General features: G+C 51.5%; 22 protein-coding genes. 13 read left to right on the top strand and 9 right to left on the bottom strand.

Annotated features, from left to right (window positions below; all coding sequences use genetic code 11):
• Positions 1 to 2 precede the first annotated feature (2 nt).
• The 7 genes from B1728_RS20275 to B1728_RS20305 form a co-directional block, all read right to left on the bottom strand.
• On the bottom strand, positions 3 to 761 hold the full coding sequence (locus tag B1728_RS20275) for a sugar isomerase domain-containing protein (RefSeq protein WP_079912212.1): 759 nt from the start codon (positions 759 to 761) through the stop codon (positions 3 to 5).
• Positions 758 to 1,948, bottom strand: coding sequence for an N-acetylglucosamine-6-phosphate deacetylase (locus tag B1728_RS20280; protein WP_079912213.1), 1,191 nt, complete (start codon positions 1,946 to 1,948; stop codon positions 758 to 760). The genes B1728_RS20275 and B1728_RS20280 overlap by 4 nt, the downstream gene beginning before the upstream one ends.
• Positions 1,949 to 1,960: 12 nt before the next feature.
• Positions 1,961 to 2,740: a glucosamine-6-phosphate deaminase gene (locus B1728_RS20285; RefSeq protein ID WP_079912214.1), complete on the bottom strand. Its 780-nt coding sequence runs from the start codon at positions 2,738 to 2,740 to the stop codon at positions 1,961 to 1,963.
• A complete protein-coding gene (locus tag B1728_RS20290) occupies positions 2,737 to 4,032 on the bottom strand; it encodes a neutral/alkaline non-lysosomal ceramidase N-terminal domain-containing protein (RefSeq protein WP_179136111.1) in 1,296 nt (431 codons plus the stop codon). Before B1728_RS20290 ends, B1728_RS20285 begins: the two co-directional genes overlap by 4 nt.
• An 11-nt stretch (positions 4,033 to 4,043) precedes the next feature.
• Positions 4,044 to 5,327, bottom strand: a complete 1,284-nt coding sequence (locus B1728_RS20295) for an AGE family epimerase/isomerase (RefSeq protein WP_079912216.1) — start codon at positions 5,325 to 5,327, stop codon at positions 4,044 to 4,046.
• 80 nt (positions 5,328 to 5,407) lie between these two features.
• Positions 5,408 to 6,916 (bottom strand): sodium:solute symporter family protein, encoded by a 1,509-nt coding sequence (locus B1728_RS20300; protein ID WP_079912217.1) that lies wholly within the window; start codon positions 6,914 to 6,916, stop codon positions 5,408 to 5,410.
• A 151-nt stretch (positions 6,917 to 7,067) separates the two neighbouring features.
• Positions 7,068 to 8,210, bottom strand: coding sequence for an ROK family transcriptional regulator (locus B1728_RS20305; protein ID WP_079912218.1), 1,143 nt, complete (start codon positions 8,208 to 8,210; stop codon positions 7,068 to 7,070).
• Positions 8,211 to 8,393: 183 nt separating this feature from the next.
• Here B1728_RS20305 and B1728_RS20310 point away from each other — a divergent pair, with 183 nt between their 5' ends.
• Positions 8,394 to 9,203, top strand: a complete 810-nt coding sequence (locus B1728_RS20310; protein ID WP_079912219.1) for an MBL fold metallo-hydrolase — start codon at positions 8,394 to 8,396, stop codon at positions 9,201 to 9,203.
• A 143-nt stretch (positions 9,204 to 9,346) separates the two neighbouring features.
• Positions 9,347 to 9,973, top strand: coding sequence for a LysE family translocator (locus tag B1728_RS20315; RefSeq protein WP_079912220.1), 627 nt, complete (start codon positions 9,347 to 9,349; stop codon positions 9,971 to 9,973).
• 97 nt (positions 9,974 to 10,070) lie between these two features.
• Here B1728_RS20315 and B1728_RS20320 read toward each other — a convergent pair whose 3' ends face one another.
• Positions 10,071 to 10,895 (bottom strand): hypothetical protein, encoded by an 825-nt coding sequence (locus B1728_RS20320; RefSeq protein ID WP_079912221.1) that lies wholly within the window; start codon positions 10,893 to 10,895, stop codon positions 10,071 to 10,073.
• Between the two features lie 255 nt (positions 10,896 to 11,150).
• Here B1728_RS20320 and B1728_RS20325 point away from each other — a divergent pair, with 255 nt between their 5' ends.
• On the top strand, positions 11,151 to 11,945 hold the full coding sequence (locus B1728_RS20325) for a class I SAM-dependent methyltransferase (RefSeq protein WP_079912222.1): 795 nt from the start codon (positions 11,151 to 11,153) through the stop codon (positions 11,943 to 11,945).
• Between the two features lie 132 nt (positions 11,946 to 12,077).
• Positions 12,078 to 13,232 (top strand): serine hydrolase domain-containing protein, encoded by a 1,155-nt coding sequence (locus tag B1728_RS20330; protein ID WP_079912223.1) that lies wholly within the window; start codon positions 12,078 to 12,080, stop codon positions 13,230 to 13,232.
• Between the two features lie 107 nt (positions 13,233 to 13,339).
• On the opposite strand, the gene B1728_RS20335 is transcribed toward B1728_RS20330, so the two are convergent.
• Complete coding sequence (locus tag B1728_RS20335) at positions 13,340 to 13,930, bottom strand: GyrI-like domain-containing protein (RefSeq protein ID WP_079912224.1); 591 nt, start codon at positions 13,928 to 13,930, stop codon at positions 13,340 to 13,342.
• 266 nt (positions 13,931 to 14,196) lie between these two features.
• Between B1728_RS20335 and aac(2')-IIb the strand changes: the two genes are divergently transcribed.
• The 9 genes from aac(2')-IIb to B1728_RS20380 all read left to right on the top strand — a co-directional run bounded on the left by aac(2')-IIb (position 14,197) and on the right by B1728_RS20380 (position 23,737).
• Positions 14,197 to 14,916, top strand: coding sequence for a kasugamycin N-acetyltransferase AAC(2')-IIb (gene aac(2')-IIb / locus B1728_RS20340; protein WP_256865433.1), 720 nt, complete (start codon positions 14,197 to 14,199; stop codon positions 14,914 to 14,916).
• Between the two features lie 114 nt (positions 14,917 to 15,030).
• Complete coding sequence (locus B1728_RS20345; RefSeq protein WP_079912225.1) at positions 15,031 to 15,942, top strand: aminoglycoside phosphotransferase family protein; 912 nt, start codon at positions 15,031 to 15,033, stop codon at positions 15,940 to 15,942.
• 25 nt (positions 15,943 to 15,967) lie between these two features.
• The gene (locus tag B1728_RS20350) at positions 15,968 to 16,162 is read left to right on the top strand and encodes a hypothetical protein (RefSeq protein ID WP_144027935.1); all 195 of its coding nucleotides are present in this window, start codon (positions 15,968 to 15,970) and stop codon (positions 16,160 to 16,162) included.
• Between the two features lie 86 nt (positions 16,163 to 16,248).
• Positions 16,249 to 17,199 (top strand): methylenetetrahydrofolate reductase, encoded by a 951-nt coding sequence (locus B1728_RS20355; RefSeq protein ID WP_079912227.1) that lies wholly within the window; start codon positions 16,249 to 16,251, stop codon positions 17,197 to 17,199.
• A gap of 26 nt (positions 17,200 to 17,225) precedes the next feature.
• Positions 17,226 to 18,116 (top strand): GNAT family N-acetyltransferase, encoded by an 891-nt coding sequence (locus B1728_RS20360; protein ID WP_079912228.1) that lies wholly within the window; start codon positions 17,226 to 17,228, stop codon positions 18,114 to 18,116.
• Positions 18,117 to 18,459: 343 nt separating this feature from the next.
• Complete coding sequence (locus B1728_RS20365) at positions 18,460 to 20,529, top strand: bifunctional aldolase/short-chain dehydrogenase (protein WP_079912229.1); 2,070 nt, start codon at positions 18,460 to 18,462, stop codon at positions 20,527 to 20,529.
• A 45-nt stretch (positions 20,530 to 20,574) separates the two neighbouring features.
• Positions 20,575 to 20,946 (top strand): sensory rhodopsin transducer, encoded by a 372-nt coding sequence (locus B1728_RS20370; protein ID WP_079912230.1) that lies wholly within the window; start codon positions 20,575 to 20,577, stop codon positions 20,944 to 20,946.
• Between the two features lie 18 nt (positions 20,947 to 20,964).
• Positions 20,965 to 22,227 (top strand): L-rhamnose isomerase, encoded by a 1,263-nt coding sequence (rhaA, locus tag B1728_RS20375; RefSeq protein ID WP_079912231.1) that lies wholly within the window; start codon positions 20,965 to 20,967, stop codon positions 22,225 to 22,227.
• Between the two features lie 22 nt (positions 22,228 to 22,249).
• Positions 22,250 to 23,737: a rhamnulokinase gene (locus B1728_RS20380; protein WP_079912232.1), complete on the top strand. Its 1,488-nt coding sequence runs from the start codon at positions 22,250 to 22,252 to the stop codon at positions 23,735 to 23,737.
• Positions 23,738 to 23,749: the final 12 nt, after the last annotated feature.

The raw sequence follows: 23,749 nt of genomic DNA on the forward strand, positions 1-23,749 counted from the left end.
GACTATAGCTTCTTGATTCGTCCTTTAAACTGCTGAATGAAGCGCGAGTTGGATTCATCGCCGCCGCTGGCATTGCCGCTCATCCAGATGGGCGGGCGGATGCCGTCCTTGACCAGCAGCTCGATGGTTTCCGCCACCAGCGAATTTAAGAGATACGCATTGGCGAAGGTGGACATGGCGGCAACCCGCTGATCAAGCCCCTCGATCTCCACCACCGCGTCTCCGACTTCAATCTTGGTATCCAGCACGATATCGACCAAATCGTGCAAATTGTGCTTGGACGGATGCCGCGCCACATGGTCTGCGGGCGTAGCCAGGGCGTGCCGGACGGAAGTGACGCCGATCGTTCGAATTCCGCGGGCTTTGGCCTCCAGGGCCGAATCTATCGTAGCCGAATTAATGCCATAGGAATTTATAATGATCAATAAATCCCCCTGCTTCAAGCCGTAGTCATCCAGTACGATATTAGCATACCCCGGCGTCCGCTCGACGGCCATGGATCTTAGGGCGCCCCCGCTGAGCAGCGTACCTTCGTCCAGGATGGCGCTGATATGCATAAGCCCCCCGGCACGGAAAAAAATCTCCTGCGAGCCCAGGTTCGAGTGGCCACCGGGGCCGTAGGCATAGACGAGCTTGTTTTGCTTGATATGCTCCGCCATCATGCGGGCAGCCCGGGCGATCGAAGCCTGTTCTTCCTGATGAAGCAGCTCCAGATGCTGAATGATTTTATGAAGGTATTGGGTCATTGCGGCCGTGCTCATAGACTTCCCTCCCGGATGGATGTAGTGGAATCGAAGACGCGATTCCCGTTCTTATAGGTTTGAACGATGCTGAGGCTCTGACGGTTCCATTCGAACAGGGCCAGATCGGCAGGCGAACCGACGGAGAGCCCGTTCTGCGAAGGCAGCTGCATGAAAGCGGCGGGGCGTATCGAAGCCATATCCCACGCCTCCTCGAGCGCTGCCATTCCGCTTCTTGCCAGATGGGATATCCCCCAGGGCAGGAGCTGCACCGATCCCGCAAGAAGACCGGGGTTGTCTGCCAGATGAAGACGTCCTTCAGGGGTAAGGACGACCCGGCCCCCGATATGATTATCGTACACGCCGGGCTCCATGCCGCTTAAATAGACGGCATCACTGACGAGCAGCGCACGTTCTCCCTTGGTGCGCAAAATGACCTTCAATACCGATTCCGGCAAATGGAAGCCGTCGGCGATAAGGCAGGCCGTTAACCCGTCCTGGCTTAGCTGCTCCCATATATAGTTGGGATGCCGGGGGAGCATCAAGTGAGCGCCGTTGCCCAGATGAGTGGACATTCGCGCCCCCGCTTTGACGGCAGCGTCGATTTGCCCGGGGGAGGCGGAGGTGTGGCCGATGGAGACGATCACGCCCTGCTCCACGCACCGCTCAATGAATTCGACCGATCCCGGCCATTCCGGCGACAGCGTGATGATCTTGATCCGGCCTCGAGCCGCCTCCTGCCACCGCTGGAATAAAGGCCAGCTCGGTGCTTTCGTATACAGGCTGTCGTGTGCGCCGCGGGGCCCGTCCTCCGGCGATATGAAGGGGCCTTCCAGATGGATGCCGGCAACCCCGGCATGCGCGGCAGGATCCTCATCACAGGCGCGGGCAATAGACTGCATGGCCTGCTCGATCTCTGCGTCCCCGTTCGTAATGACCGTAGGATAATAAGAGGTCACGCCTTCCTTCCAAAGCCCGCGTGTAGCGCGTTGTACCGCTCCAGCGGCAATCGGTATCGTATTAAAATCGGATCCGCAGTATCCGTTGATCTGCAAATCCACCAGCCCGGGAGCGATCCAGGGCAGTGCTGCTTTCTTCTTCGTTGACAAGGGCTGAATAGCCGAGATTCGGCCGCGCTCGATGTGAACCGTAACGGGTTCCTTTGTCCTGTAGTGAATTCCTTCTACCGTCGTTACGTTTCCCGACATGTCCTTCATCTCCTAACCGAGGTCTCCGTATGCGTCTTTATCCAGATATAGCGTACAATCCGAATGCCGGCGGAGAATCGTAGAAGGACATTCCGTAGAAATGGAACCGCGCAGCGTCCTTTGAACGGCCGCGGTTTTGGTGACACCCGGAACCATGCAGTATAGGTGCGCTCCGGAGAATAGGGCAGGGATGGTCAGCGTCAGAGCATGGGTAGGGACGTCCTGCAGACTGGCAAAGCAGCCGTCGTTGACCTGCTGCTGCCGGCACGGCAAATCGAGCTCGACACTCTTGACGAGAGCCGGATCGTTAAAGTCTGCGACAGGCGGATCATTAAAGGCGATATGACCATTCTCTCCGATACCCAGGCAGACGATATCGATGGGAGCATCCCCTAGCAATCCAGCGTACCGCTGGCATTCCTCGTTGATATCACCCGAGCAGTTGATCAAATGGACGTTCCCCGGCTTGACATCGTCAAAAAGCCGTTCCCGCAGAAAGGCGCTGAACCGCTGCGGAGCTTCCGGGGCAAGCCCGATATATTCGTCCATGTGAAACACGGTAACGCAGGACCAGTCGATCCCGTCGGCCTGCTTCAACGTCTGCAGAAATTCGTTTTGTGAAGGCGCTGCGGCAAAAATCATCCGGATGCTGCTCTTGCTGCCGAGCAGCTCCTTCATTTTGGCGGCGACATCGCTGCCGGCCGCTTTTCCAAGCTGCTCTCTATTCTCGTAGACGTGAACTTGCAGCCGGTCGACGGTTTGCGTTCTTAAGGGGTGTATGGTTTCGTTCATGGTTCAATCTCCTCTCTTATCTCTTGGGCTAGGGCATTCCGGATGAGGCTTTCAATCTGCGGCTGAAAAGGCGCCTGCAGCCCGAAATACGGGACGGAGCCGTGTGATTCATAGCCGCCCTGTTCCAGCTGCTCCGCCGTTGGCACATAGCCGATCATTCCGTTGGTGTAGCCGAGCGGAAGCATAGTTCCGCGGGAGGCTTTTTTTACAAAAAGACCGTAATCCACCACCATTTCCGCATTAAAGGTAATAAGGGAAAGCTCCTTTGCCAAAGTCAGCCTCGTAATTTCGAGCGGAATGGAGCCTTGCCTGCGGGTAGGCTGACCAAGCAGCAGGCGGGCCCGCTCTCCCTGAATGTCTGCCAGCTTCGCCTGCTCCTCGAGCTCTTCTACGGTCGGGACGGACTGAAAGGGCAGCGGCAGCACCAGGGTGTGACTGGGCAATAAAGCTGGAGCTAGCTCGTTCATCGGCTGGCAGCAAATGCGAAGCGCCTCTTCACACAGCCAGCTCCCGAAGCGCTCTACCTCCATGCGGTGCCCACGATAAAATTGACCGTCCTGAACCAGGGCCGGCCGAATATCCCCGCAGCATCCTTGCAGGAAAGCGCCGGTGACGCCGCTGCCCAGAGCTTGCTCGATCCGTTCCAGGGCCGCTCCGCAGTACTCGGGAGAAATTTCGTTATCCCCCGTCGTAGTGGGATGGCAGGTATAATGAACGAACAGCCCTTTGGTCCTTCCGTCAGGGGTGCGGAACCGGATTACGGTGACTTCCGGATCGATGGGGCCGTTCTCGTTCGGGGCCATTTCGATATGTCCGTCGATGTCTTTTCTCCGGTTAAGTCCGATCCGGCATTGTCCGGTTCCCCTTTCCATCATAACGGGCTCCATGCTTTGAAGCGCTTGTTCGATGCCGCTCTCGAGCCTTCGCTCCAATTCCAGCAAATAACCGGGGTCCGGCCTGCCAAGAGCATCGGTAAAGCAGGCGCTTGTCTGGGGACCGGAATGGTTATGGGTTGCATGGAGCAGCACCGAATCCAAGCCATACCGTTCCCGCAGCTTGGGCGAGAGCCGGTTCACAAGGTCGCTGCCCCACCAAATCAAATCCGCCGATACCAAGAGAACCGTTGTCTTGCTGCCTGAATCTCGAGACTGCTGCAAGCAATGAATTCTCGCGTATAACGGCTGGGCAATCTGTTCGAACGTGCCTATACGGTGGGCGAAGCCGGCAAGGGGGACGGGCATGGCTGGAGTAATATCCACTTTGGCGTTTCCGAGATGTAAGGATCTTGTCATAGCCTGCCTCCTTATGCGCTCGAAGCATCTGAATAAAGCTCGATGATCAGCAGCACGTTGCGTATAATATGGAACGGGTCTTTGACGGGCAGCGCCACGACTTTGTCCATCGGCTCTCCGCTGCGGTCGCGAATCTGAATCCATTCCCCGATCCGAGGGTCCGTGTGGGGGAAGGTCCGAAAGACATAGTCATGAGTCTGCCTATACAGCTCCTTGAAGCCCGGATCGCCGGACAGCTCATAGGCCAATAAAGAGGCATATAGCGCTTCGGAATGGGGCCACCACAGCTTGGTGTCCCATGTATCCAGAATCAGCGCTTCGTAAGGGTCTCCTGTCCGCTGGCCTGTCGGCGGGCCGCCGTCCTGGTCGACAAAGCGCAGCAGGCCTCCTTGCTCCGTATCCCATCCCAGCTCAAAGGCCTTTCGAATGACGGGCAGCGCTTGAGTAATGAGATCCTCCCGGCCCAGCTGCCTGGCTGCCTGAATGACGAACCACATGCATTCCAGCGTATGGCCGGGATTGACGTGGCGGCATAGAACGGTAGGAGGTGTCTCGCCGCTGACAGGGAGCAGCTCGGCAATCCGTTGATCGGGCATGCGGAACTCTGTCATGATGGATTCCGCATAATGGAGGCAATCCTTCTTGAGACGCTCGTATGCAGGATGGCGGAAATGCTGCAGCGCCTCCATAAGCTGCTCGGAAATATTCAGCATAATCATGGTGACAGAGTGGGACTTCAAGCCTTGAGGGATTGGATAGGGCTCACTGCGGATTTGCCCATCCCGCAAGCGAAGCCGTATCCGGTCGTATCGTTCGAGCGCGTCGTTCGCGTGCTCCTGTCGTCCGCTGCAGCGGGATAATTCGGCAAATCCGAGGACGACGAAGCAATCCGCATAAAAGCTCGTGTCAAAGCCCTCGCCCGGAACGCTCTCCTTCATGCGGCCATCCTCCGTCAGGAGAAAGGCACAATTTCCGTTGCTAAGCACGACATGGTTCTTGAGAAAAGCCGCAGCATGCTCCGCTTCTCGTTGAAAGACAGAAGCTTCCCCTGGCAGTACACCCTGGTCGATTAATCTTGCAATCCGTGACCAGATCCAGAGGAATCGTCCTTGCGACCAGGTATACTTATCTGTGCTGACAAGCTCGCTTCCCGAATTGGTAAAGCAGGTAAACAGGCCGCCGTGACGCTGGTCTACTGCACGTTTCCAGAAGGGAAGCAGGTCTTCCAGCAGGTGGCGTTTATAAAATGACAGCAGCGTACGGGGGTCCCAAGCTTCGTTCATGATGCTGTTCATAGCAAGTTCCTCCTGTAGATGGGAGCAAGTTTTGCAACGGTTCGGTTCAACTGTACTTGCTCCCCGCGATTCGGTTCATTTTAAACTTTCATTCCATGATCTGAAGAATTTGCTTCCTTCGTATCGGAACTGAGTGATTGAAGGAGCTCCTCAACCTTTGGAGCAACCGGGGCGCTGCCTTTGAGCCAGCCCATGCCAATAAACAGAATGGCCGAGACAACAACGGGAGAAGCCACCAGTGTTGCTGTACTAACAGTAATCACATATTTGACGATAACGAAGGTGACGATCCCGGCCGCCCAAGATACGATGGCCGCAGTAGAATCGCTGCGCTTGAAGGCGGGGATCAAGCCGAGCAGCATCGGGATCGAGATCGGACCGACCAGAGCGCCGAACCAGACGATAAGCAGATTCAATATGCCGCCGAAGGTGCTGGAGTACACCGCTATAATAAGGGTAAGCACCACGAAGGTGATCATCGCCCCGCGGGCGACACGAAGCGCTGCTTTCTCGCTAAGCGAACGGTATCGCTTGGACATTACAGGCAATATATCGCGGGTAATTACCGCTGTAATGGCATTGGCATCCGACGTGGTCATAGCCATCGTATGGGCAAACATGGAGGCCAGCACCAGGCCGATCAAGCCGTGCGGCAGCAGATCCATCGTCATCATCGAGTAAGACTGGGTCGGATCCTTCAAATTTTGATAGAAGAGGGGGGCGGCCCACATAGGGAAGAACAGGATGAGAGGCCATACCAGATACAGCACACCGGACAGCAAGGCCGCTTTGCGTGCCTCGGAACCGTTCGGAGAAGCGATGTAGCGCTGCGCCAGGTTCCATGTGCCGCCGTTGTAGCTAAGGAAGTCAATCAGAACGTAAGCAAGGACGAATCCCAAGGTATACGGACCGACCAAAGGCTGACTGTGGGAAGGGGGAAGCTTATCCCAAATCCCTGTAATCGCTTCCATTCCGCCGAGCTTCATGACCACGATGACGAACATGGCGATTCCTGCAATGAGCTGAACGATGAATTGGGCAAAGTCGGTCCAGGCATCCGCCCACAAGCCGCCGATAGCTGAGTAAATAAGGGAGATCAAGCCGGATAAGAAGATGCCCAGGTTTAACGGGACCCCGGCGAACACATTGAGGATGACGGCGATGGCGGCCCATTTGGCCCCGACGTCAAACAGCTTGAGCAGCACGCCGCTCCAGGCCATCAATTGCTGGGTAGGCACGTTATATCTGGTGGAAAGATACTCCATGGGGGATTCGATATTCATCCGTTGGCGCAGCCGGGCCCAGCGGGGAGCGATAAGGGCGGCGCCTGCAAATACCGCTATGGATACCGGGATGGCCCACCATACGTACAGCGTGAACCCGTAAGTATAAGCGACACCCGCATAGGCGACAAAGACAGCCGCGCTGTAACCGGACATGTGATGAGAAATGCCGGACAGCCACCAAGGCATCTTACCGCCTGCCGCAAAAAAGTCTTGAGTACCGCTGATTTGGCGAAAAGACCAAACCCCGATGCCCACCATGAGAAGGAAAAACAGCCCCAACACGATCCAGTCTAACATTGACATAATGGAGTTCACCTCTGCATTTTTAATAGGATGCGGACAATTAATCCTAAACTAGGACTAATTAACACTACTAAATTAACACGCTTACATTTCCTGTGTCAATCATCTATTCACCATTTTGTCACTTTATTTTATGGCAAGAAAAAAGCTGTTATTCCTTTTCAAAATCAAGAATAACAGCGAAAGCGGCCCCGATGCCGGAGGCAAAATGACTTTTGATGAACCGTATGCGGGTCTTCTCGGTCGGAAATTGTAACGCCCGGCTTTCGACAGAAGACATCACCGATTGCTTGAAGGCTTCCACCTTCTCAAACGGACTGTCGATGACGATAACCCCGGGATTCAGCAGCAAAATAATTTGCGAGACGGCGATACCGGCATATTGACCGGCACGCCGCATGAGGTCATTGAAGGAAGCAGATCCAGCCCCTTGGCTCGACAGATACGGCTCCAAATCCGCATCCGTCCGGATATCGGGAAGCTGCTCTTGTACTTGTCTCATGATCGCGGGAATGCTGACCAAGGCTTCCAGGCAGCCTCTTTGGCCGCAGCTGCAGAGAGGCCCGTTGGGCTCCACACACAAATGTCCTACCTCCCCGGCTGTCCAACTGGCCCCGCTATAAATTTGGCTGTCAATGATATGAGCTCCCCCTATGCCCTCGTCAATCCGCATATAGAAGGAGTTCGACGCATGCTCGGCAGGAAGCCCGGAGGATGGGGCTATGGCCGCCGCCTTCACAAGGTTCAGCACCTTGGTTTTTACCGGGAGTCTGGCGTCCATCCTGTCTTTAAGACGCACGTTTCTCCAGCTTAAATGGGAGGAAAAGTGGACGACCCCCTCGATCGGATCGACCAAGGCCGGAACGGCAACTCCGATGCCAAGCACCTCGGGGTGCTGCTCTACAAGGGAGCTGCACAGCTGAATCAGCTTTTCAATATACGGATCAGGATCATCCCCGTCCATCGGAATGCTGCCCTTGTCCAACACGGTAGAGCAATAATCGGTAACGACGTACTGAAAGTACGAATGCTGGATCAGGATGCCGATGCTTTTGTACGCTTCGGCCTGCAGCCGCAGCTGGATGCGCGGTCTGCCGACGCCCCCTTGTTCATCGATGCCGGCTTCCTTAATGACGCCGTCTTTAATAAATTTATCTACAATCAATGAAATCGTATTTTTGCTTAAACCCAAAGCGGCAGCGATTTCTTGTCTGGACGTGTGATGTCCTGCGCGAAGGAGCGCCAACGTCCGTTTTTCATTTTGCTGCCTTAGCAGGGCTGTACCTTTACTCATGAAATGAGGGGCCTCCTTACCCGAATATACCCTTACACTTCATAATAGCATATTTTAAAAAGACCTAGCTAATGGTCCTCAGGCCTGTTTCTAATGATAAACCTTGTAAATGTCTTGAAAAAAACAGTCGGTTCCAGCATGATGATGGTAAGTGCTCTATCCAATAAAAGGAGGAACCTAACTATGAAGGTGCATTTTCTCGGAACGGCGGCTTTTGAAGGCATCCCGTCGCTCTTTTGCCAATGTCCGACTTGTGAGGAGGCCCGTGAACGCGGAGGGAAAAATATCCGCTCGCGCACATCCGTTATCATCGATAACGAGCTGAAGATCGACCTGCCGCCGGATACGCTATATCATTCTCATCGATATGGAATTCATATGAACCAGGTACGGGATTTGTTGATCACCCATTCGCATTCCGACCACTTGTATGCCGAAGATATGGTCATTCGGGCCAAAGGGTTTGCGCAGTACGGGGGTAGCCCCCTTCATGTCTACGGCCACGACCTTCCTCTGAGGCTCTGCCTTCAGACGCTTCAGGAGTACAACCACAGCTATGAATTTCATCGGGTGCTTCCGTTTGAGCCTGTCCAGACCCAAACGGCGACAATTGTTCCACTGCTGGCGGATCATGATAAGCGGGAAACCTGCTTGCTGTATTACATAGAAAAAGACGGGAAAACCATCCTTTACGGTCACGACAGCGGTTGGTTTCCCGAACAGACATGGGCCTGGCTGCAGGATAAAAAGCTGGATTTGGCGATTCTGGAATGCACCACCGGACGAAGTGTGCACCGTAACAATCATATGAACATCGAGGCTGTGATAGAGGCGAAGGCCTGGCTCGACGCCAACGGGGTGTTGAAGCCGGGAGCGCCGGCCGTCGTTACGCATTTCTCGCATAATGCAAGGCTGCTGCATGAAGATTTGATGGAGCTCTTCGAGCCGGCCGGTATCCAGGTCGCATATGACGGATGGGTGCTCTCATTGTGAAGCAAGATCGGATAGGCTATTGGGGATTTCATCTGGCGGGAGAGCGGAATTTAGCCTGCTGCTGCGACACCATAACAAATTGACAAGATGCAAGACACTCCGTACAATCTCCTTACGAATGCTAGATTTGGAGGAGAGACCTCATGTTTGATTGGGCCACCTTGAGTACGTTTGTAGCTGTCCTTATCGGGCTGTTTCTCGTGCCTGGTCCCGCTGTGCTGCTAACCGCCACCCGCGCCGTTCAAGGCGGGCCGAAGGCCGGCATTATGGCTGCGCTGGGCATCGCAACCGGTGACTTGCTTCATACCTTATTCGCTGCAATCGGGCTCTCGGCGATATTGATGACCTCGGCTATTGCATTTCAATTGGTCAAATATGCCGGAGCTGCCTACTTGATCTATTTGGGCATTCGTGCCCTAATCGAGAAGCCGTCCGATCCAGCGCTGCCGAAGGTTCAGGAGCTGCCGCCTCTGCTGTCCTTTGGGCAGGCGATAGTGACGGAGCTTTTGAATCCTAAGACAGCTCTATTCTTTTTAGCGTTTTTGCCCCAGTTTGTCCATCCGGAGCGGGGAGGATCGGTTCCCCAGTTCCTTATTCTCGGCCTTATCTTTGTCATACTGGGTACCCTATACACAATCGGGATAGCTCTAGGCATCCGTCAGCTGGGACGGCTGGTGAACAAAGTATCCTGGCTTGGTCGGTGGAGCGGCAAGCTGATCGGCGGCATTTATATTGGACTCGGACTTAAAGTCGCGATGCAGAATCGTTGAGGGCGGGAATCCATTGGAATAAGGGAAAAAAGAAGTCGACGGCGCGCACTGTCGGCTTTTTTCTTTTGCAGGCCAGCCGGGTGTGGACTAACAATAATTAGAACATGTGAAGCAGAGCGGGCCACAGTCTCAGGGGGACGCCGCAATGAGGACAGTCTGACTCACCCGCTAACCAGGGGAGCTGAGCTAGAAATGCCTCATCTTCAATCCGCTTGGCTTGGAGATACAGGTGCTTCCAGTTAAGCTCCTCGATCGTCTCCGGGGGCCGGACCCCTATCCGGAGGCCTTCTTTTTTTGGAGCAAACACGGGATCCTCCTTATACAGGAGCAGCGGACCGCTCTGCTGAGCGTCCGGCCACAAATACACGTCTTCACCGCAAGCCGGACACCCGAGGACGTATTCCTCGCCGTCCGGGAAAACAGTCAGCATGGAGGCCGCATCCCTAAAGCCTGCATAGGCGGCGGAAGCGGCAAGAAAGTATCGCTTCTCCGACTCTTCAGTTCGTACATAGGAGACGAGCGATTCTCCCATACCGGCCAGAACCGCTAGAGCCTCCCGATACGCCCGACAGATCTCCTTGGCCGCCTCTGGCTCCAGAGCTATACGGTCTCTGGGAAACTCGGCCGGAATCTCGCAATCCGGTTCATTGGGATTATTCGCTTCGAACATGCCGCAAGAGATGTAAATATCCAGCTGCGTCTCCAGATGGCCGGACGTTTGCGCGAGCATGACCAGATGAGGGACGGCAGCGTAGGTACAGCTGTATATCGTATTTTGATGAAAAAGCTGCTCCCAATACAATTCGTCCCGAACCTCAGGGTCGTATTGCTCTTTCAATCGGCTGAGCAGCATAGGGACCCTGTGCGACGATCCGAAGGGACCGCGCAGCTCTTGCCATCGGGGATCCGATAATAACAGCATTCCTTCAACCTCTTTCTCTATTCAGGTCGGGTGAGTCTGAATTTTTCTTTTATTATACCTGAGGGGGAATGGGCCGGTAACTCAACACAAGGCCTATTTTCCAGGGCGCTAATGGCATCGCCTCCGACAGAGTCTGCCGCATGGAATGGGAAAAAGAGGAATAAATGGTTTCTAATGATTTTTTAACATGGTAGAACGGATGCCCTCGTTGTACATTAGTTTAGAGGAATGCTTTTATCGGAAGGGAGTGCTGGGATGGATCATAAAGCCAAAGCCGTCTGGAATGAATGGTCGGATACATGGTACAGGCAGTATAGAACAGAGGAGGCCATTGCGAAGCTCATAGACAATCCTGCGTCGGCATTTCATCCGGCCGCTTTCGCCTTGTTGAACAAGGCGCTGCCCAGTTTTCAGGGCAAAAAAATATGTGTTCCGTCAAGCGGGGATAACCATGCCGTATTCGCTTTTCATTTGCTCGGAGCTCAAGTAACATCATGTGATATCTCAGAGCGGCAATTGGAAAACAGCGAAGCGATAGCCCGCCAATACGCTTGGGACATTGAGTTTGTATGCGATGACACGATGGAATTAAGCAAGCTGCAAAGCGGGGCATACGATTTGGTATACACCTCTAACGGGGTCCATATCTGGATTCATGATCTTGCGTCCATGTATACCCAGATACATAGAATTCTTAAGGATCAAGGTACTTATCTGATGTATGATGTACATCCATTTAACCGTCCGTTTGGGAAAAATACCGATACACTGCAGGTTGTCTATCCGTATGATTCTATCATTCGTTACGAGAATGATGAGATCCCGAGATATGCATGGCGTGTCCAGGATCTATTGAATGCTATCGTTTCATCCGGCCTCAGCTTGAAGCAAATCGAAGAAATGGCGGATGAAGCGGGTTCATTTTGGATCGACGATTCACAGCAGGAACGAGACGGGGTATCCAAAGAAGAGCTTGACCGCCTGTGCAGCTGGCAAAGCAATCCCCTGGCGGCTCTTCCTCAATGGTTATCCATATATGCAGTTAAATAGCAGGAAGTTTGATCATGATTGGCAGCATGTTCGTTTGGCGCAAGCCGATCCTAATTTAAAACAGTTACACTGCAACGTGGAAGTATATGGTATAATTTTCATTTGAAGTCAAATTTTCTGAGGAGGTTGAAGATGAAGCTGCGTTATGGGCATCCGGAGGAAGCCGGAATGTGTGAATCGCGTATCGCCAGATTGGAGTCGCTGCAGCAGCAATGGGTCGACAGCGGGGTCGCACCGATTATCGTTTCGTTAATTGCACGCAAAGGCATCATCGTTTCCCACAAGCTGTATGTCGATCTTGAATACGATAAAGCCTACGGCCCGATGAAGCTGGACACGATATTTCAGCTGGCCTCGATCTCCAAGCCGGTAACGGCCACCGCTATCCTGATGCTGGCGGAAGAGGGGAAAGTATCCGTCGCTTTACCGGTGCAGGATTACATACCCGAATTTGTCGGAGAGAAAAAAGAAAACGTTCTCATCCACCATCTATTGACCCACACCTCCGGCATCGACACATCGAACGTATGGAAATTATCAAATAACCCCGAATTTATCAGCCAGATGAACAGCTGTCCGGATAATCAGCATCCGGAGGTTTATAAATATGTGACGGCCGGATATACGGCCCCGTTGTCCGCATTTCCCGGAACGGAGATGAGCTATTGCAGCTACGGCTTTGTGCTGCTGACGGAAATCATCCGTCGCGTAACCGGGCAAAGCTTCGAGCAGTTTATGGCGGAGCGAATGTTCCGGCCGTTAGGAATGAAGGATACTACGTTTGTCGTACCTCCCGAGCAATATGCACGGGTAGCCAAGCATCCGCCGAATGCGCCGTTCCCGAGCTTTGCTGATTATGAGAATTTGACGGTTCCGTGGGGAAGCAGCGGATTATGCTCTACCGCATACGATATGGCGGTATTTTGCCAAACCTTTTTAAACGGCGGAACCTATGAAGGAAACAGGCTTCTCAGCAAGCTAAGCGTTCAAAAAATGACCACGAATCAGGTTCCCGGCGTTTCATCGCGGCTTGGGGAGGAATTTTTTAAGGAAGCCTCCTGGGGATTGGGCTGGAATGTGAGCGGAACCAAGCATGATTACACAGGGACCTTAAGGTCCGAGAGGACATATTCGCACTCCGGCCGCGGCAATACGCAGATTATGGTGGACCCGGACAATGAACTCATTGCAATAAACTTCCAAGTGACGATGAAGAGAATCAAGGATCGTCCTTATCATTATTTTGAATATTTTAATGATGCAGCGTTAGCTTGTATTGTCGATTAAAAGGGATAAGCTGTGAAGTAACAAGCAGCCTGAACGAGGCTGTCCGGTTTGATCCGGCGGCCTCGTTCGGCGATGTTAGGCTGGGTGCGGACTCGATAACCCTTCTATTATTCTGCGTGTTCGATGCGCTGTCTAATAATCACCTTACAACGATTATGAAAAAACATAGGGGTCATAATAATTTCGGTACTGGCACCTATCGCTTCATATCCTTGTACTCGTAATTCTTCTTCAAGCTTTGCTTTGGTTAGCGCAATGTTGTCATAGTAGCCTTCGTGCAAAATTTGTGCGAACATGCCGCCGGGGACCGTCTTGAAGAAAATGGAAGGGTCGATGGAGCCCAGACTATCTACCATCGCACTATGCAGATGCAGATCCTCTAGATAATCGGGTACGCAGATCATAAAGGTAATGAGAGATTCCTTCCCGGTTCGATCCGCACATTCAAATTCCGCCGGCCCAATAATAAAATTTTTATTGAGGTGTTTTACCGTGTAATGCTTGATCCGGTTTAAGCATTTGTAAATTTTGTTGGAATCCAGCAGCTTACGGATGTCAAAGGCGCCCACCTTCGTTGTCATGATATACTTCAAATCTGGCAAGGTATGTATTCTGACCTGCTTGCTCTTTTCTCCTGTGGAAAATACTCCTTTTAACTGCTTTTTCAAATCGTCTTTAACGATTTTGGTTAATGTCATAGGTTCCCGCCGCCTTTATGGAATTATTTTAGACCATGCTTTCCTGAGGGCATTTGCACGCTGTGTATCTCCCAACCATCGGGTACTTATTGGAAATAACAATTCGATGTGAAATAAGGGAAATCCTTCCTGCATTTTTTGGAGAAGAATAGTGACGATGGAACCATAGGTGGGAGTGGGAACATTGAATTAAATTAAAAATTTTCCAGGCAATCTCAGTCTGTTCTGATACTATGAATAGTGATACAAAGATAGGGGATGGAAGCTTGAGTGATAAGGAAGCTATAGGTCTAACCGCCCAAGATCTGATGGAGCTCCATGTCGAGGCATTGTTTACCCGCGATTCGAACAAGCGTCTTTGGCTGATTAACGAGCCTTGGCCGGGAAAGGCGCAGGCGCCCCGTTTTTTCTTGGGACGTACGATAGAGGAAGGGACTCTCTGCCGGTTCCGGCATGATGTCCCGGAGGAACTGATTGAACAGCTGGAGGCGTTGTGCGCTGACGAGCCTGCCGCCACAGATTTGCAGGCGAAGCCCAAGCATTTTGAAGCCTATATGAGTCTCCTGAGCGGGGAGCGATTTACGATGGGCCCTTGTTTTCAAGTTCCCGATAAGCTGACTACGTCCATGCAGGTTGTCACTATCACGAGGGATAACGGGATGGACTATTTGCGGAACGGTTTTGAATGGCTGCTTTCAGAAATAGACTACGCCCAGCCCTGTGTAGCACTAGTGCGCGAGGGTCAAGCTGTTTCGGTCTGCCGCAGCGTTCGTATCACTCTTAAGGCCCACGAGGCGGGACTTGAAACATTGGAGGCATTCCGCGGCCAAGGATATGCGGCTGAAGCGGTCGCCGGATGGGCGGCAGCAGTGAGGGAATCAGGGGCTCTTCCTTTATATAGCACGTCATGGGACAATCTGGCCTCTCAGAGCGTAGCTAGAAAAACAGCCCTGTCCTTGTACGGAGCCAATTTCACTATCACATAGTTGTTGCTATAGCCTCAGGCTATAACTAGATATAGATAAATGGAGTTACCCTTTCGCTTCCGTTTCATGGTATCTTTTTGTAAACATCTTGTATTTAGGGAGGTCCCTAATAGGATGAACGATCGATATGGTTTCAAGCCAAATGAGGTTGCAAGGATAGTACGACGCTTTGGTCTGGATTTTTATGAAAAAGCTATGAGAGAACTGGACACCTTCTCTGATAAATGGGGCCTGAGCCGCTTACGATTGATTCCTTCCTATTCGGCAAATTTAGTTGTAAAATGCCATTCGGACATTTTTGGAAGCGCCGTGCTTAAAATAGGAAATCCCGCGCAGGTAGCAACAGAGTATGGGGCCTTGCTTGAATATAACGGTGGACGGTTTTGTACCGTGTTTGCCGCTGATGTTGAAAGGGGAGTCCTGCTGGAAGAGCAGGTGCAACCGGGGAAGTCTTTAAGGGATGAAGAATCTCTTCACAGGAGATTAGCGGTATTCTGTTCGTTGTATCAAGGTTTGCATAGAATGCCCTCCAACTCAGGAGCCTTTCCAACTTATACGGAATGGGTAAGCAGAATAACGGATTACATGAGCAAGCAGGAGCTCTATACAGAATTATATTTGCATATGAAAAAAGCAAAAGATATTTGCTTATCGGTTTCATCTGCATTTTCGCAAATCATGCTGCTTCATGGCGACTTCCATCATGATAATATTTTATTATGCGGGCATGAAACATATAAAATTATCGATCCTAAAGGCGTACTAGGCGATCCGGTATTTGATGTTCCGCGGTTTATATTGAATGAATTTGAAGATGAGAAAAACTCGGAATTACATGGCAAAATAGCGGATATTATAGCTTTCTTAGAAAAGACCCTTCATATTCCGAACGAAATATTAAAAAAATGCCTTTACGTCGAAGCCGCTATGGGAGTGTGCTGGCGTATAGAAGACGGATTAGCCTCCGAGGAATATTCAAGTCTGCTAGAGGAGATTGCTTTTGTCGAAGCAATAATGAATACATGATGTGCTGTACCGGGAGGTCAAAGGATTGGAACAAGACCAATTGGGGAAAAAGAGATTGAAACGAGCAGCTCTCCTCATCTTTGCCGTTCAAAGCATCTGCATGGCGGCAGCTGATTATATCCTTGATCGTATGGGTTTGAGCCATAATTACTACTACCTCATACTGCTGCTGTTTTTCATTGCAAGCTGGTCTTATTTGTACTATCAAGAGCGTAAATAGGATCAGGCGCACTGCTAGGTGCAAACAGGAGTTTCACAGCTTCAGGCTGAATAGTAAAGAAATACTAAATTAGGAGCGGCGAGAACATGCTAAAAGAGAAAATACAAAAGAAAGAGACCGGCATTGTCGTGTACGGTATGACTCCGCCAAAAGCAGCGCATACACCGGAGAAGATCACGGAAATTGCCCAGAAACAAGTGGAAAGAATAAAGGATCTCGATATCGACGCACTGCTTCTGTACGATGTTCAGGAAGAAGCGGACAGGGTGGAGGAAGAGCGGCCTTTTCCGTATCTGCCGACTATCGATCCTACTACCTATAGCCATGAATATTTAAGTGAGCTGCAGGTCCCCCGAATTATTTACCGCTGTGTAGGAAAATACAGTGAGGAACAGTTTGTGGACTGGCTGGCCGCGGATAGGGATCAGGAACGGTTCTCCGTCTATGTCGGTGCTTCCTCCAGCAAGCAGGAGGTTCAGCTGGATTTATCCGGTGCTTATCAATTAAGCAGGCAGCATAACAGCCGGTTAACGTTTGGGGGAGTCGTCATCCCTGAGAGACATATGACAAAGAATGACGAGCATCTGCGTGTCGTCCATAAGGTCAAGAACGGATGCTCCTTCTTCGTGTCCCAAGCCACCTATAATGTAGAGGCATCGAAAAACTTTTTGTCGGATTATTATTACTACTGTCAAAATAACGAATTGGACATGGTGCCAATCTTGTTTAATCTTGCCCCTTGCGGCTCCATCAAAACGTTGGATTTTATGAAGTGGCTCGGGATCAGCATACCGGCGTGGCTGGAAAATGATCTGAAATACTCCAGCGATGTTCTGGAGAAATCCATCACATGGTCTCAAAAAATCTTTGAAGATCTGTTGGATTTTGCGCTTGAAAAAGGAATCCCTATCGGCTGCAGCGTCGAAAGCGTCTCTACCCGGAAAATAGAAATCGAGGCATCCGTGCAGCTGGTTAAGGATATAAAGTCCATGCTGGATAAGAAATTGCCGGCAGCCCCAATCCAGATGCTCCGCTAACGGAACGAGGAGGGGACGAGGTTCGTATGGAAGCTGCTTTATACCATTCATCACACAGTAAGCCGTTATATAAGCTGGTTCATGATCATATCATTCAAATCCCTCCTTATGTCGGGATAACCTTCGATGAGTTCCTTACGATCTTGCATAACCCGTGCCATATGACGGATAAGATCTACGGCTCATTTGAACGGAATATCGTTACGCTGGTTGGAATGGTTGACGGGGAGCTGTTCAGGGCGGCTCAAATTACTTTTCCCGTCAAATCCGAGGATGGGGACGCCGGAGATACAACGGAAGCGATACTGAACTGGTTGTTTGCAGACAGATGCAGGCAGCGCGATACGGCATCTTTTTATAAAGCTATTTTACAGGTAGTGAACGATAAGGGATACCAAAGACTTACGACTTCGAGAAACCCGTTTGGGTCCGGCTGGTCAGGAATCCCGGATGCTTGGCCGCATCTATTGCAAGCCATGTCGACTACAACGTTGACTGCAGATATATGGGACAGTTATTGGTTTCATTCAGGGAGCAGAGAAGAGACTACTAGCTCTTTAATAAAGGTAGAGGTTACGGATAATCTTCCTGAGCTTCAGGTGCATTTTCAATTTTTCCTGGGGGACCAAGACTTAGGAGAAATAGATGTATGGTTCCCTTCAGAAGCAGCGTGCAGTTTAAGACAAGCGGGAGTGGCCGACGTAGAGTGGATCCAGGTATCGGAGCCCTATCAGGGCAAGCGGTATGGTGAAAAAATGCTAAGGTACGCTCAAGCCTATTGTGCCGGCATGGGCTATCCCCGTTTCGTCTTATGGACCCAGGAGGAGCCTATGCGGAGGCTCGCGGCAAGAATAGGTTATGATAGAGGCCCCCGGTTTCATTGGATAACTCAGGAGATAGTACCAGCCCGGCCGTAGGGGGATATCCCACTGGAGTATATTGGCAATAGTTCAGGCCTCATAGGTTTTTCAACAAACTCAGCTTTCTTCTACTGGAAGGAAGCTTTTTTTCTTTTTCTGTATCCGGTATTGATAGAAAAATGATAAACCCTACGAATCTATTCAGGTTAAAGCGAGGCTGCCGGATGGCGGCCTTGCTGCGCTGTAGAGATATCCTGCTTCCCCTACGAAAAAATCGATAGGGAGAAAAATATTTTGTTTGTTTTGTTTTGTTTTTCAACAGAAAACACTATATTCAAAAATAAACAAATATGATAAGATGTAAACAAAACAAAATAAACATCAAAGCGGAGGTTTAATCATGGTACAAAGTTTATGGGATGCATCCAAAGCAGCAGAGCTCACTACAGGTCTTGATCAATTGGTTTATCGCTCGAATCTGATAGGTACGGATCGTCGCGTATGTAACTACGGCGGCGGGAACACCTCCAGCAAAACGATCGTGAAGGATTTCCGCGGTCGCGACGTCGAAGTTATGTTTGTCAAAGGCAGCGGCTCTGACCTTGCTACGATGAAGGCGTCTAATTTTACCGGCTTGCGCATGGATGACATTCGTCCATTGTATGAAAGAGACGAGATGTCCGACGAAGATATGGTTGCCTATCTGGCAAATTGTATGATTGACGCCAAACATCCGCGTGCTTCTATCGAAACTTTGCTTCATGCATTTCTTCCATTTAAACATGTAGACCACACACATCCGGACTCCATTATCAGCCTTTGCTGCGCAGATAACGGCAAGGAGCTGGCCCGTGAAATTTTTGGAGACCGTTTCGTATGGGTTCCTTACATCCGCCCAGGCTTCAAATTGTCCAAAATGATCGCAGAAGGCGTAAGAAACAACCCGAAAGCCGAGCTTGTCCTTATGGAGAAACACGGACTTGTGACTTGGGGAGAAACCTCCGAAGAGGCTTATGCTCAAACGATTAAAATCATCACTGAAGCGGAAAGCTTTATCGAAGCACGCATTAACGAAAGCAAAGTATTCGGCGGCGTGAAGCATGGCGCGTTGACGGCTGAGCAGCGCAGAAGCATTGCTGCACAAGTGATGCCTGCGATCCGCGGAGCTGTTAGCGATGCTAAGAAAATGATTCTTTCTTTCGATGACGCTGAAGATGTATTGCAGTTCGTAGGCGGACAGGATTCTGCCAAGCTGTCCCAAGTCGGCGCCGCTTGCCCGGATCACCTGGTGCATACGAAGGTCGTACCGTTGTTCATCGATTGGACTCCGAACGCAGACGATGTAGACGGATTGAAGGCCAAATTAAAAGAAGGCATTGCTGCCTATAAAGAAGATTACAAAGCTTACTTCGAGCGCAACAAAAACGAAGGCGACGTCATGTTCGAAGCTGCGCCGCGCGTTATTCTGATCCCTGGCGTAGGGATGATCAACACCGGCAAAAGCTGGGCGATGTCTCAAGTGAGCGGCGCATTGTACCATCGTGCGATTGCTGTTATGAGAGGCGCAACGGCTCTTGGTCAATTCGTTTCCCTGAGCGAAAATGAATCCTACAACGTCGAGTACTGGCCGCTTGAGCTTTACAAGCTGTCCCTGGCTCCGGCAGAGGCGGAATTCTCCCGCAAAGTTGCGTTCATCACAGGCGGAGCAGGCGGTATCGGCAGTGAAACAGCCCGTCGCCTGGTTTCCGAAGGCGCTCATGTAGTGCTGGCGGATTTGAACCTGGAGGGCGCAGAGAAGGTTGCTTCGGAAATTAACGCGAAGTATGGTGAGAACCGTGCGATCGCCGTTAAGATGGATGTAACGAGCGAAGAGATGGTTAAGGCTGCTTATGCCGAAACGGCTCTGGCTTACGGCGGCGTAGATATTATCGTCAACAACGCAGGTCTGGCTACGTCCAGCCCATTCGATCAAACCTCGCTCAAAGAATGGAACTTGAACATGAGCGTGCTTGGCACAGGCTATTTCCTTGTTGCCCGTGAAGCCTTCATCCTGATGAAGGAGCAAGCTATCGGCGGCAACATGGTATTCATCGGCTCCAAGAACTCGGTTTATGCCGGCAAGAGCGCATCGGCTTACAGCGCAGCCAAAGCACTGGAAGCTCACCTTGCGCGTTGTATTGCAGCAGAGGGCGGCGAATTCGGCATTCGCGTCAACACGATCCTGCCTGACGCTATCCTTCAAGGCTCGGCGATCTGGAACGGCAACTGGCGCAATGAACGCGCTGCGGCATACGGCATTGAACCGGATCAATTGGAAGAGTACTACCGCAAACGCACGACCTTGCTTGTTAATATTTATCCGCGCGATATTGCGGAAGGCGTTGCATTCTTTGCTTCTTCGAAATCGGACAAAACCACAGGCTGCATGCTGACTATCGACGGCGGCGTACCTGCTGCGTTCACCCGTTAATCGGTCTTTATCCTAATGATCATCATTTGAAGGGAGAGTTGTCATATGCCATCGGCTACTGGGGAAAAAGTATGGATTATTCCTGACGGTTACATTCCGGAGGTAAGCTCCGGAGCGTTAACCAGTCATGAATCGATCTGCGTATTGAATACCGCGTCGGAGGATGCCCGCCTTACCATCACGATCTTCTTTGAAGATCGTGATCCGCTGGAGGATATTGCGGAAGTGGTTCAGGCCCGCCGTACGAAGCATATCCGCACAAGCTCTTTAGCCAAGGACGGAAAATCCATTCCTGTTGGCGTTCCGTATGCCATTGAAGTGAAGAGCGATATTCCTGTTATTGTGCAGTACAGCCGATTGGATGCGACTCAGGCTGAGAATGCTCTTATGTCCGTTATAGCTTATCCCATCAAATAATATAGAGGAGTTGTATCCATGGATAAAAAAGTTCAAGCCAATTATGAATTGGCTAAAGAGCTGTACGCAGCCCACGGCATTGATGTAGATCAAGTGCTTCAGCAGCTGGAACAAGTCAAAATTTCCATGCACTGCTGGCAAGGCGACGATGTAAAAGGATTCCTGAACCGTGATCAGGATCTGACCGGAGGTATTTCCGTAACCGGTAACTATCCGGGAGCAGCGCGTACTCCTGAAGAGCTTCGGGCAGACCTGGAAAAAGCGTTCTCCTTGATCCCCGGCAAGCATAAGGTGAATCTTCACGCCATCTATGCGGATACAGATGAGAAGGTAGAGCTCGATCAGCTTGAACCGAAGCATTTTGAGAACTGGGTGCAGTGGGCGAAAGAGCAAGGCTTGGGTCTGGATTTCAACCCGACCTGCTTCTCCCACGAGAAATCCAGCGACGGCTTTACGTTGAGTCATGCTAACCCTGAAATTCGCCAATTCTGGATTGACCATTGCAAGGCTTCCCGGAAGATCGGTGCTTACTTCGGCGAGCAGCTGGGTCAAACCTGCGTGACGAACGTATGGATTCCGGACGGCTTCAAGGACGTTCCGGCTGACCGTATGGCTCCGAGACAACGCTTGAAATCCGCGCTGGACGAAGTATTTGCCGAAGAGATCAACCCGGCATATAACCTGGATGCGGTAGAAAGCAAGCTGTTCGGACTCGGCTCCGAGGCTTATGTGGTCGGTTCCCATGAATTTTATATGGGCTACGGCATTCAAAATAACAAGCTGATCTGTCTGGATGCAGGTCACTTCCATCCGACAGAAGTGATTTCTAATAAATTGTCCTCCCTGGCTCTCTTCACAGATGGCATTCTGCTGCATGTAAGCCGTCCGATGAGATGGGATAGCGACCACGTTGTCACTTTGGACGACGAATTGATCGATATCGGCCGGGAATTGGTTCGCGGCGGATTGCTCGATAAAACACATATCGGCCTGGATTTCTTTGATGCGAGCATCAACCGTGTGGCTGCTTGGGTTATCGGAACGCGCAACACGATCAAAGCGCTGCTGCGCGCCATGCTCGATCCGGTAGAAGCGTTGAAAAAAGCCGAGCTCGAGGGCGATTATACGACTCGCTTGGCTTTGACCGAAGAGTTCAAATCGTATCCTTTCGGCGCTGTATGGGATTACTACTGCGCATCCAAGGGTGTTCCTGTGCGTGAAGAGTGGCTTGCCGAGGTGAAAACCTACGAGCAAGAAGTACTGCTTAAGCGCGGCAACTAATTAACGAATAAGGGTGATACCTTTGGGAGACATTATTGCTTTTGATCTGGGGGCTAGCAGCGGAAGAGCGATGCTTGGCCGCCTGGTAGACGGCAAGATCGAAATCACCGAGCTTCACCGGTTTTCCAATGATCCAGTGCAGGTGGGCGACCGCCTGCATTGGGATCTATTGCGTTTATATCATGAAATCAAGCAAGGGCTGCTGATTGCCAAGAACAAGGGGCTTGAAGTGTCAAGCATCGGGATCGATTCTTGGGCCGTCGACTTTGGGTTTATCGGCGCCAACGGTGAGCTGATCGGCAATCCTTATCATTATCGGGACCGTCATACCGAGAATATGATGGAGAAGCTGTTCGAACAGATTCCGGCTTCCGACATTTTCGGAAAAACGGGCATACAGTTTTTGCAGTTCAATACGATCTTCCAGCTCTTTGCGTTGAAGCAGGCCCAATCTCCTTGGCTGCAAGAAGGTAACCGTTTTCTTATGATTCCGGATTTGCTGAGGTATTTCTTGACGGGAGAAATGCACAACGAATTCTCCAACGCAACGACAACCCAGCTGTTTAACCCGATCGAAGGAACGTGGGACAAAGAGCTTCTGAAACGGCTGGATTTGCCGGAAGCCTGGTTTGGCGAGGTGCTTCAGCCGGGCAGTCCGGCCGGGATGCTGCAAGCCTCCGTATGCGAGGAGCTGGGCATTCCTTCAGTTCCTGTTATCGCCGTGGCGGAGCACGATACAGGTTCCGCTGTTGCGGCTGTCCCAGCGACGGACCGTTCCTTCGCTTACTTAAGCTGCGGAACCTGGTCGCTGATGGGAACCGAGGTACAGCAGCCGGTCATTAATGAAACGGCGCAAAAGCTTAACTTCACTAACGAAGGCGGAGTGGAAGGAACCTACCGCTTGCTCAAAAATATTATGGGCTTGTGGATTCTGCAGGAAAGCCGCCGTGTATGGGAGAAGGCAGGGAAATCCTATTCGTTCCCTGAGCTGGTTCAATTGGCTCGTGAAGCCAAGCCGTTCGGCGCCTTCATTGACCCGGATCATCCGATGTTCCTGGCTCCGGGCGACATGCCGGCACGGATCGTTCAATACTGCCGTGAAACCGGGCAGCAGGCGCCGGAAACGGCCGGCGAGTTCGTTCGCTGCATCCTGGAGAGCTTGGCCTTGAAATACCGCTTTGTCTTCGAAATGACCGAGCGTTTATCGGGACAGCAATTCAACGGCCTGCATATGGTCGGCGGCGGCATTAACAACACGCTGCTGTGCCAATGGTCGGCGAATGCTATCGGCAAGCCTGTATGGGCAGGTCCTTCGGAAGGCAGCGCCATCGGCAATATGGCAGTGCAATGGATCGCCCAAGGCGTATTCGCCGATATTTGGGAAGCGCGTCAGGCTATCCGAAGCTCGTTCCCTGTTGAGGAATATCAACCTGAGGAACAGGAGCTGTGGGGGCCTGCTTACGACAGATTTGTTAAGCTGACAGGGCTTGCAGAATCATCTAATCTGTAAAGAGAGGGAAGC

It is taken from the genome of Paenibacillus sp. 32352 (assembly GCF_002042965.1).
GTDB lineage: Bacteria > Bacillota > Bacilli > Paenibacillales > NBRC-103111 > Paenibacillus_S > Paenibacillus_S vulneris.

Bases quoted from the DNA above. Each gene is read 5' to 3' on its own strand.
- B1728_RS20295 (WP_079912216.1), bottom strand. From the start codon at position 5,327: ATGAACAGCATCATGAACGAAGCTTGGGACCCCCGTACGCTGCTGTCA.
- B1728_RS20290 (WP_179136111.1), bottom strand. From the start codon at position 4,032: ATGACAAGATCCTTACATCTCGGAAACGCCAAAGTGGATATTACTCCA.
- B1728_RS20310 (WP_079912219.1), top strand. From the start codon at position 8,394: ATGAAGGTGCATTTTCTCGGAACGGCGGCTTTTGAAGGCATCCCGTCG.
- B1728_RS20330 (WP_079912223.1), top strand. From the start codon at position 12,078: ATGAAGCTGCGTTATGGGCATCCGGAGGAAGCCGGAATGTGTGAATCG.
- B1728_RS20275 (WP_079912212.1), bottom strand. From the start codon at position 761: ATGAGCACGGCCGCAATGACCCAATACCTTCATAAAATCATTCAGCAT.
- B1728_RS20320 (WP_079912221.1), bottom strand. From the start codon at position 10,895: ATGCTGTTATTATCGGATCCCCGATGGCAAGAGCTGCGCGGTCCCTTC.
- B1728_RS20285 (WP_079912214.1), bottom strand. From the start codon at position 2,740: ATGAACGAAACCATACACCCCTTAAGAACGCAAACCGTCGACCGGCTG.
- B1728_RS20300 (WP_079912217.1), bottom strand. From the start codon at position 6,916: ATGTCAATGTTAGACTGGATCGTGTTGGGGCTGTTTTTCCTTCTCATG.
- B1728_RS20335 (WP_079912224.1), bottom strand. From the start codon at position 13,930: ATGACATTAACCAAAATCGTTAAAGACGATTTGAAAAAGCAGTTAAAA.
- B1728_RS20305 (WP_079912218.1), bottom strand. From the start codon at position 8,210: ATGAGTAAAGGTACAGCCCTGCTAAGGCAGCAAAATGAAAAACGGACG.
- B1728_RS20315 (WP_079912220.1), top strand. From the start codon at position 9,347: ATGTTTGATTGGGCCACCTTGAGTACGTTTGTAGCTGTCCTTATCGGG.
- B1728_RS20355 (WP_079912227.1), top strand. From the start codon at position 16,249: ATGCTAAAAGAGAAAATACAAAAGAAAGAGACCGGCATTGTCGTGTAC.
- B1728_RS20365 (WP_079912229.1), top strand. From the start codon at position 18,460: ATGGTACAAAGTTTATGGGATGCATCCAAAGCAGCAGAGCTCACTACA.
- B1728_RS20360 (WP_079912228.1), top strand. From the start codon at position 17,226: ATGGAAGCTGCTTTATACCATTCATCACACAGTAAGCCGTTATATAAG.
- B1728_RS20345 (WP_079912225.1), top strand. From the start codon at position 15,031: ATGAACGATCGATATGGTTTCAAGCCAAATGAGGTTGCAAGGATAGTA.
- B1728_RS20325 (WP_079912222.1), top strand. From the start codon at position 11,151: ATGGATCATAAAGCCAAAGCCGTCTGGAATGAATGGTCGGATACATGG.
- B1728_RS20370 (WP_079912230.1), top strand. From the start codon at position 20,575: ATGCCATCGGCTACTGGGGAAAAAGTATGGATTATTCCTGACGGTTAC.
- rhaA (WP_079912231.1), top strand. From the start codon at position 20,965: ATGGATAAAAAAGTTCAAGCCAATTATGAATTGGCTAAAGAGCTGTAC.
- B1728_RS20280 (WP_079912213.1), bottom strand. From the start codon at position 1,948: ATGTCGGGAAACGTAACGACGGTAGAAGGAATTCACTACAGGACAAAG.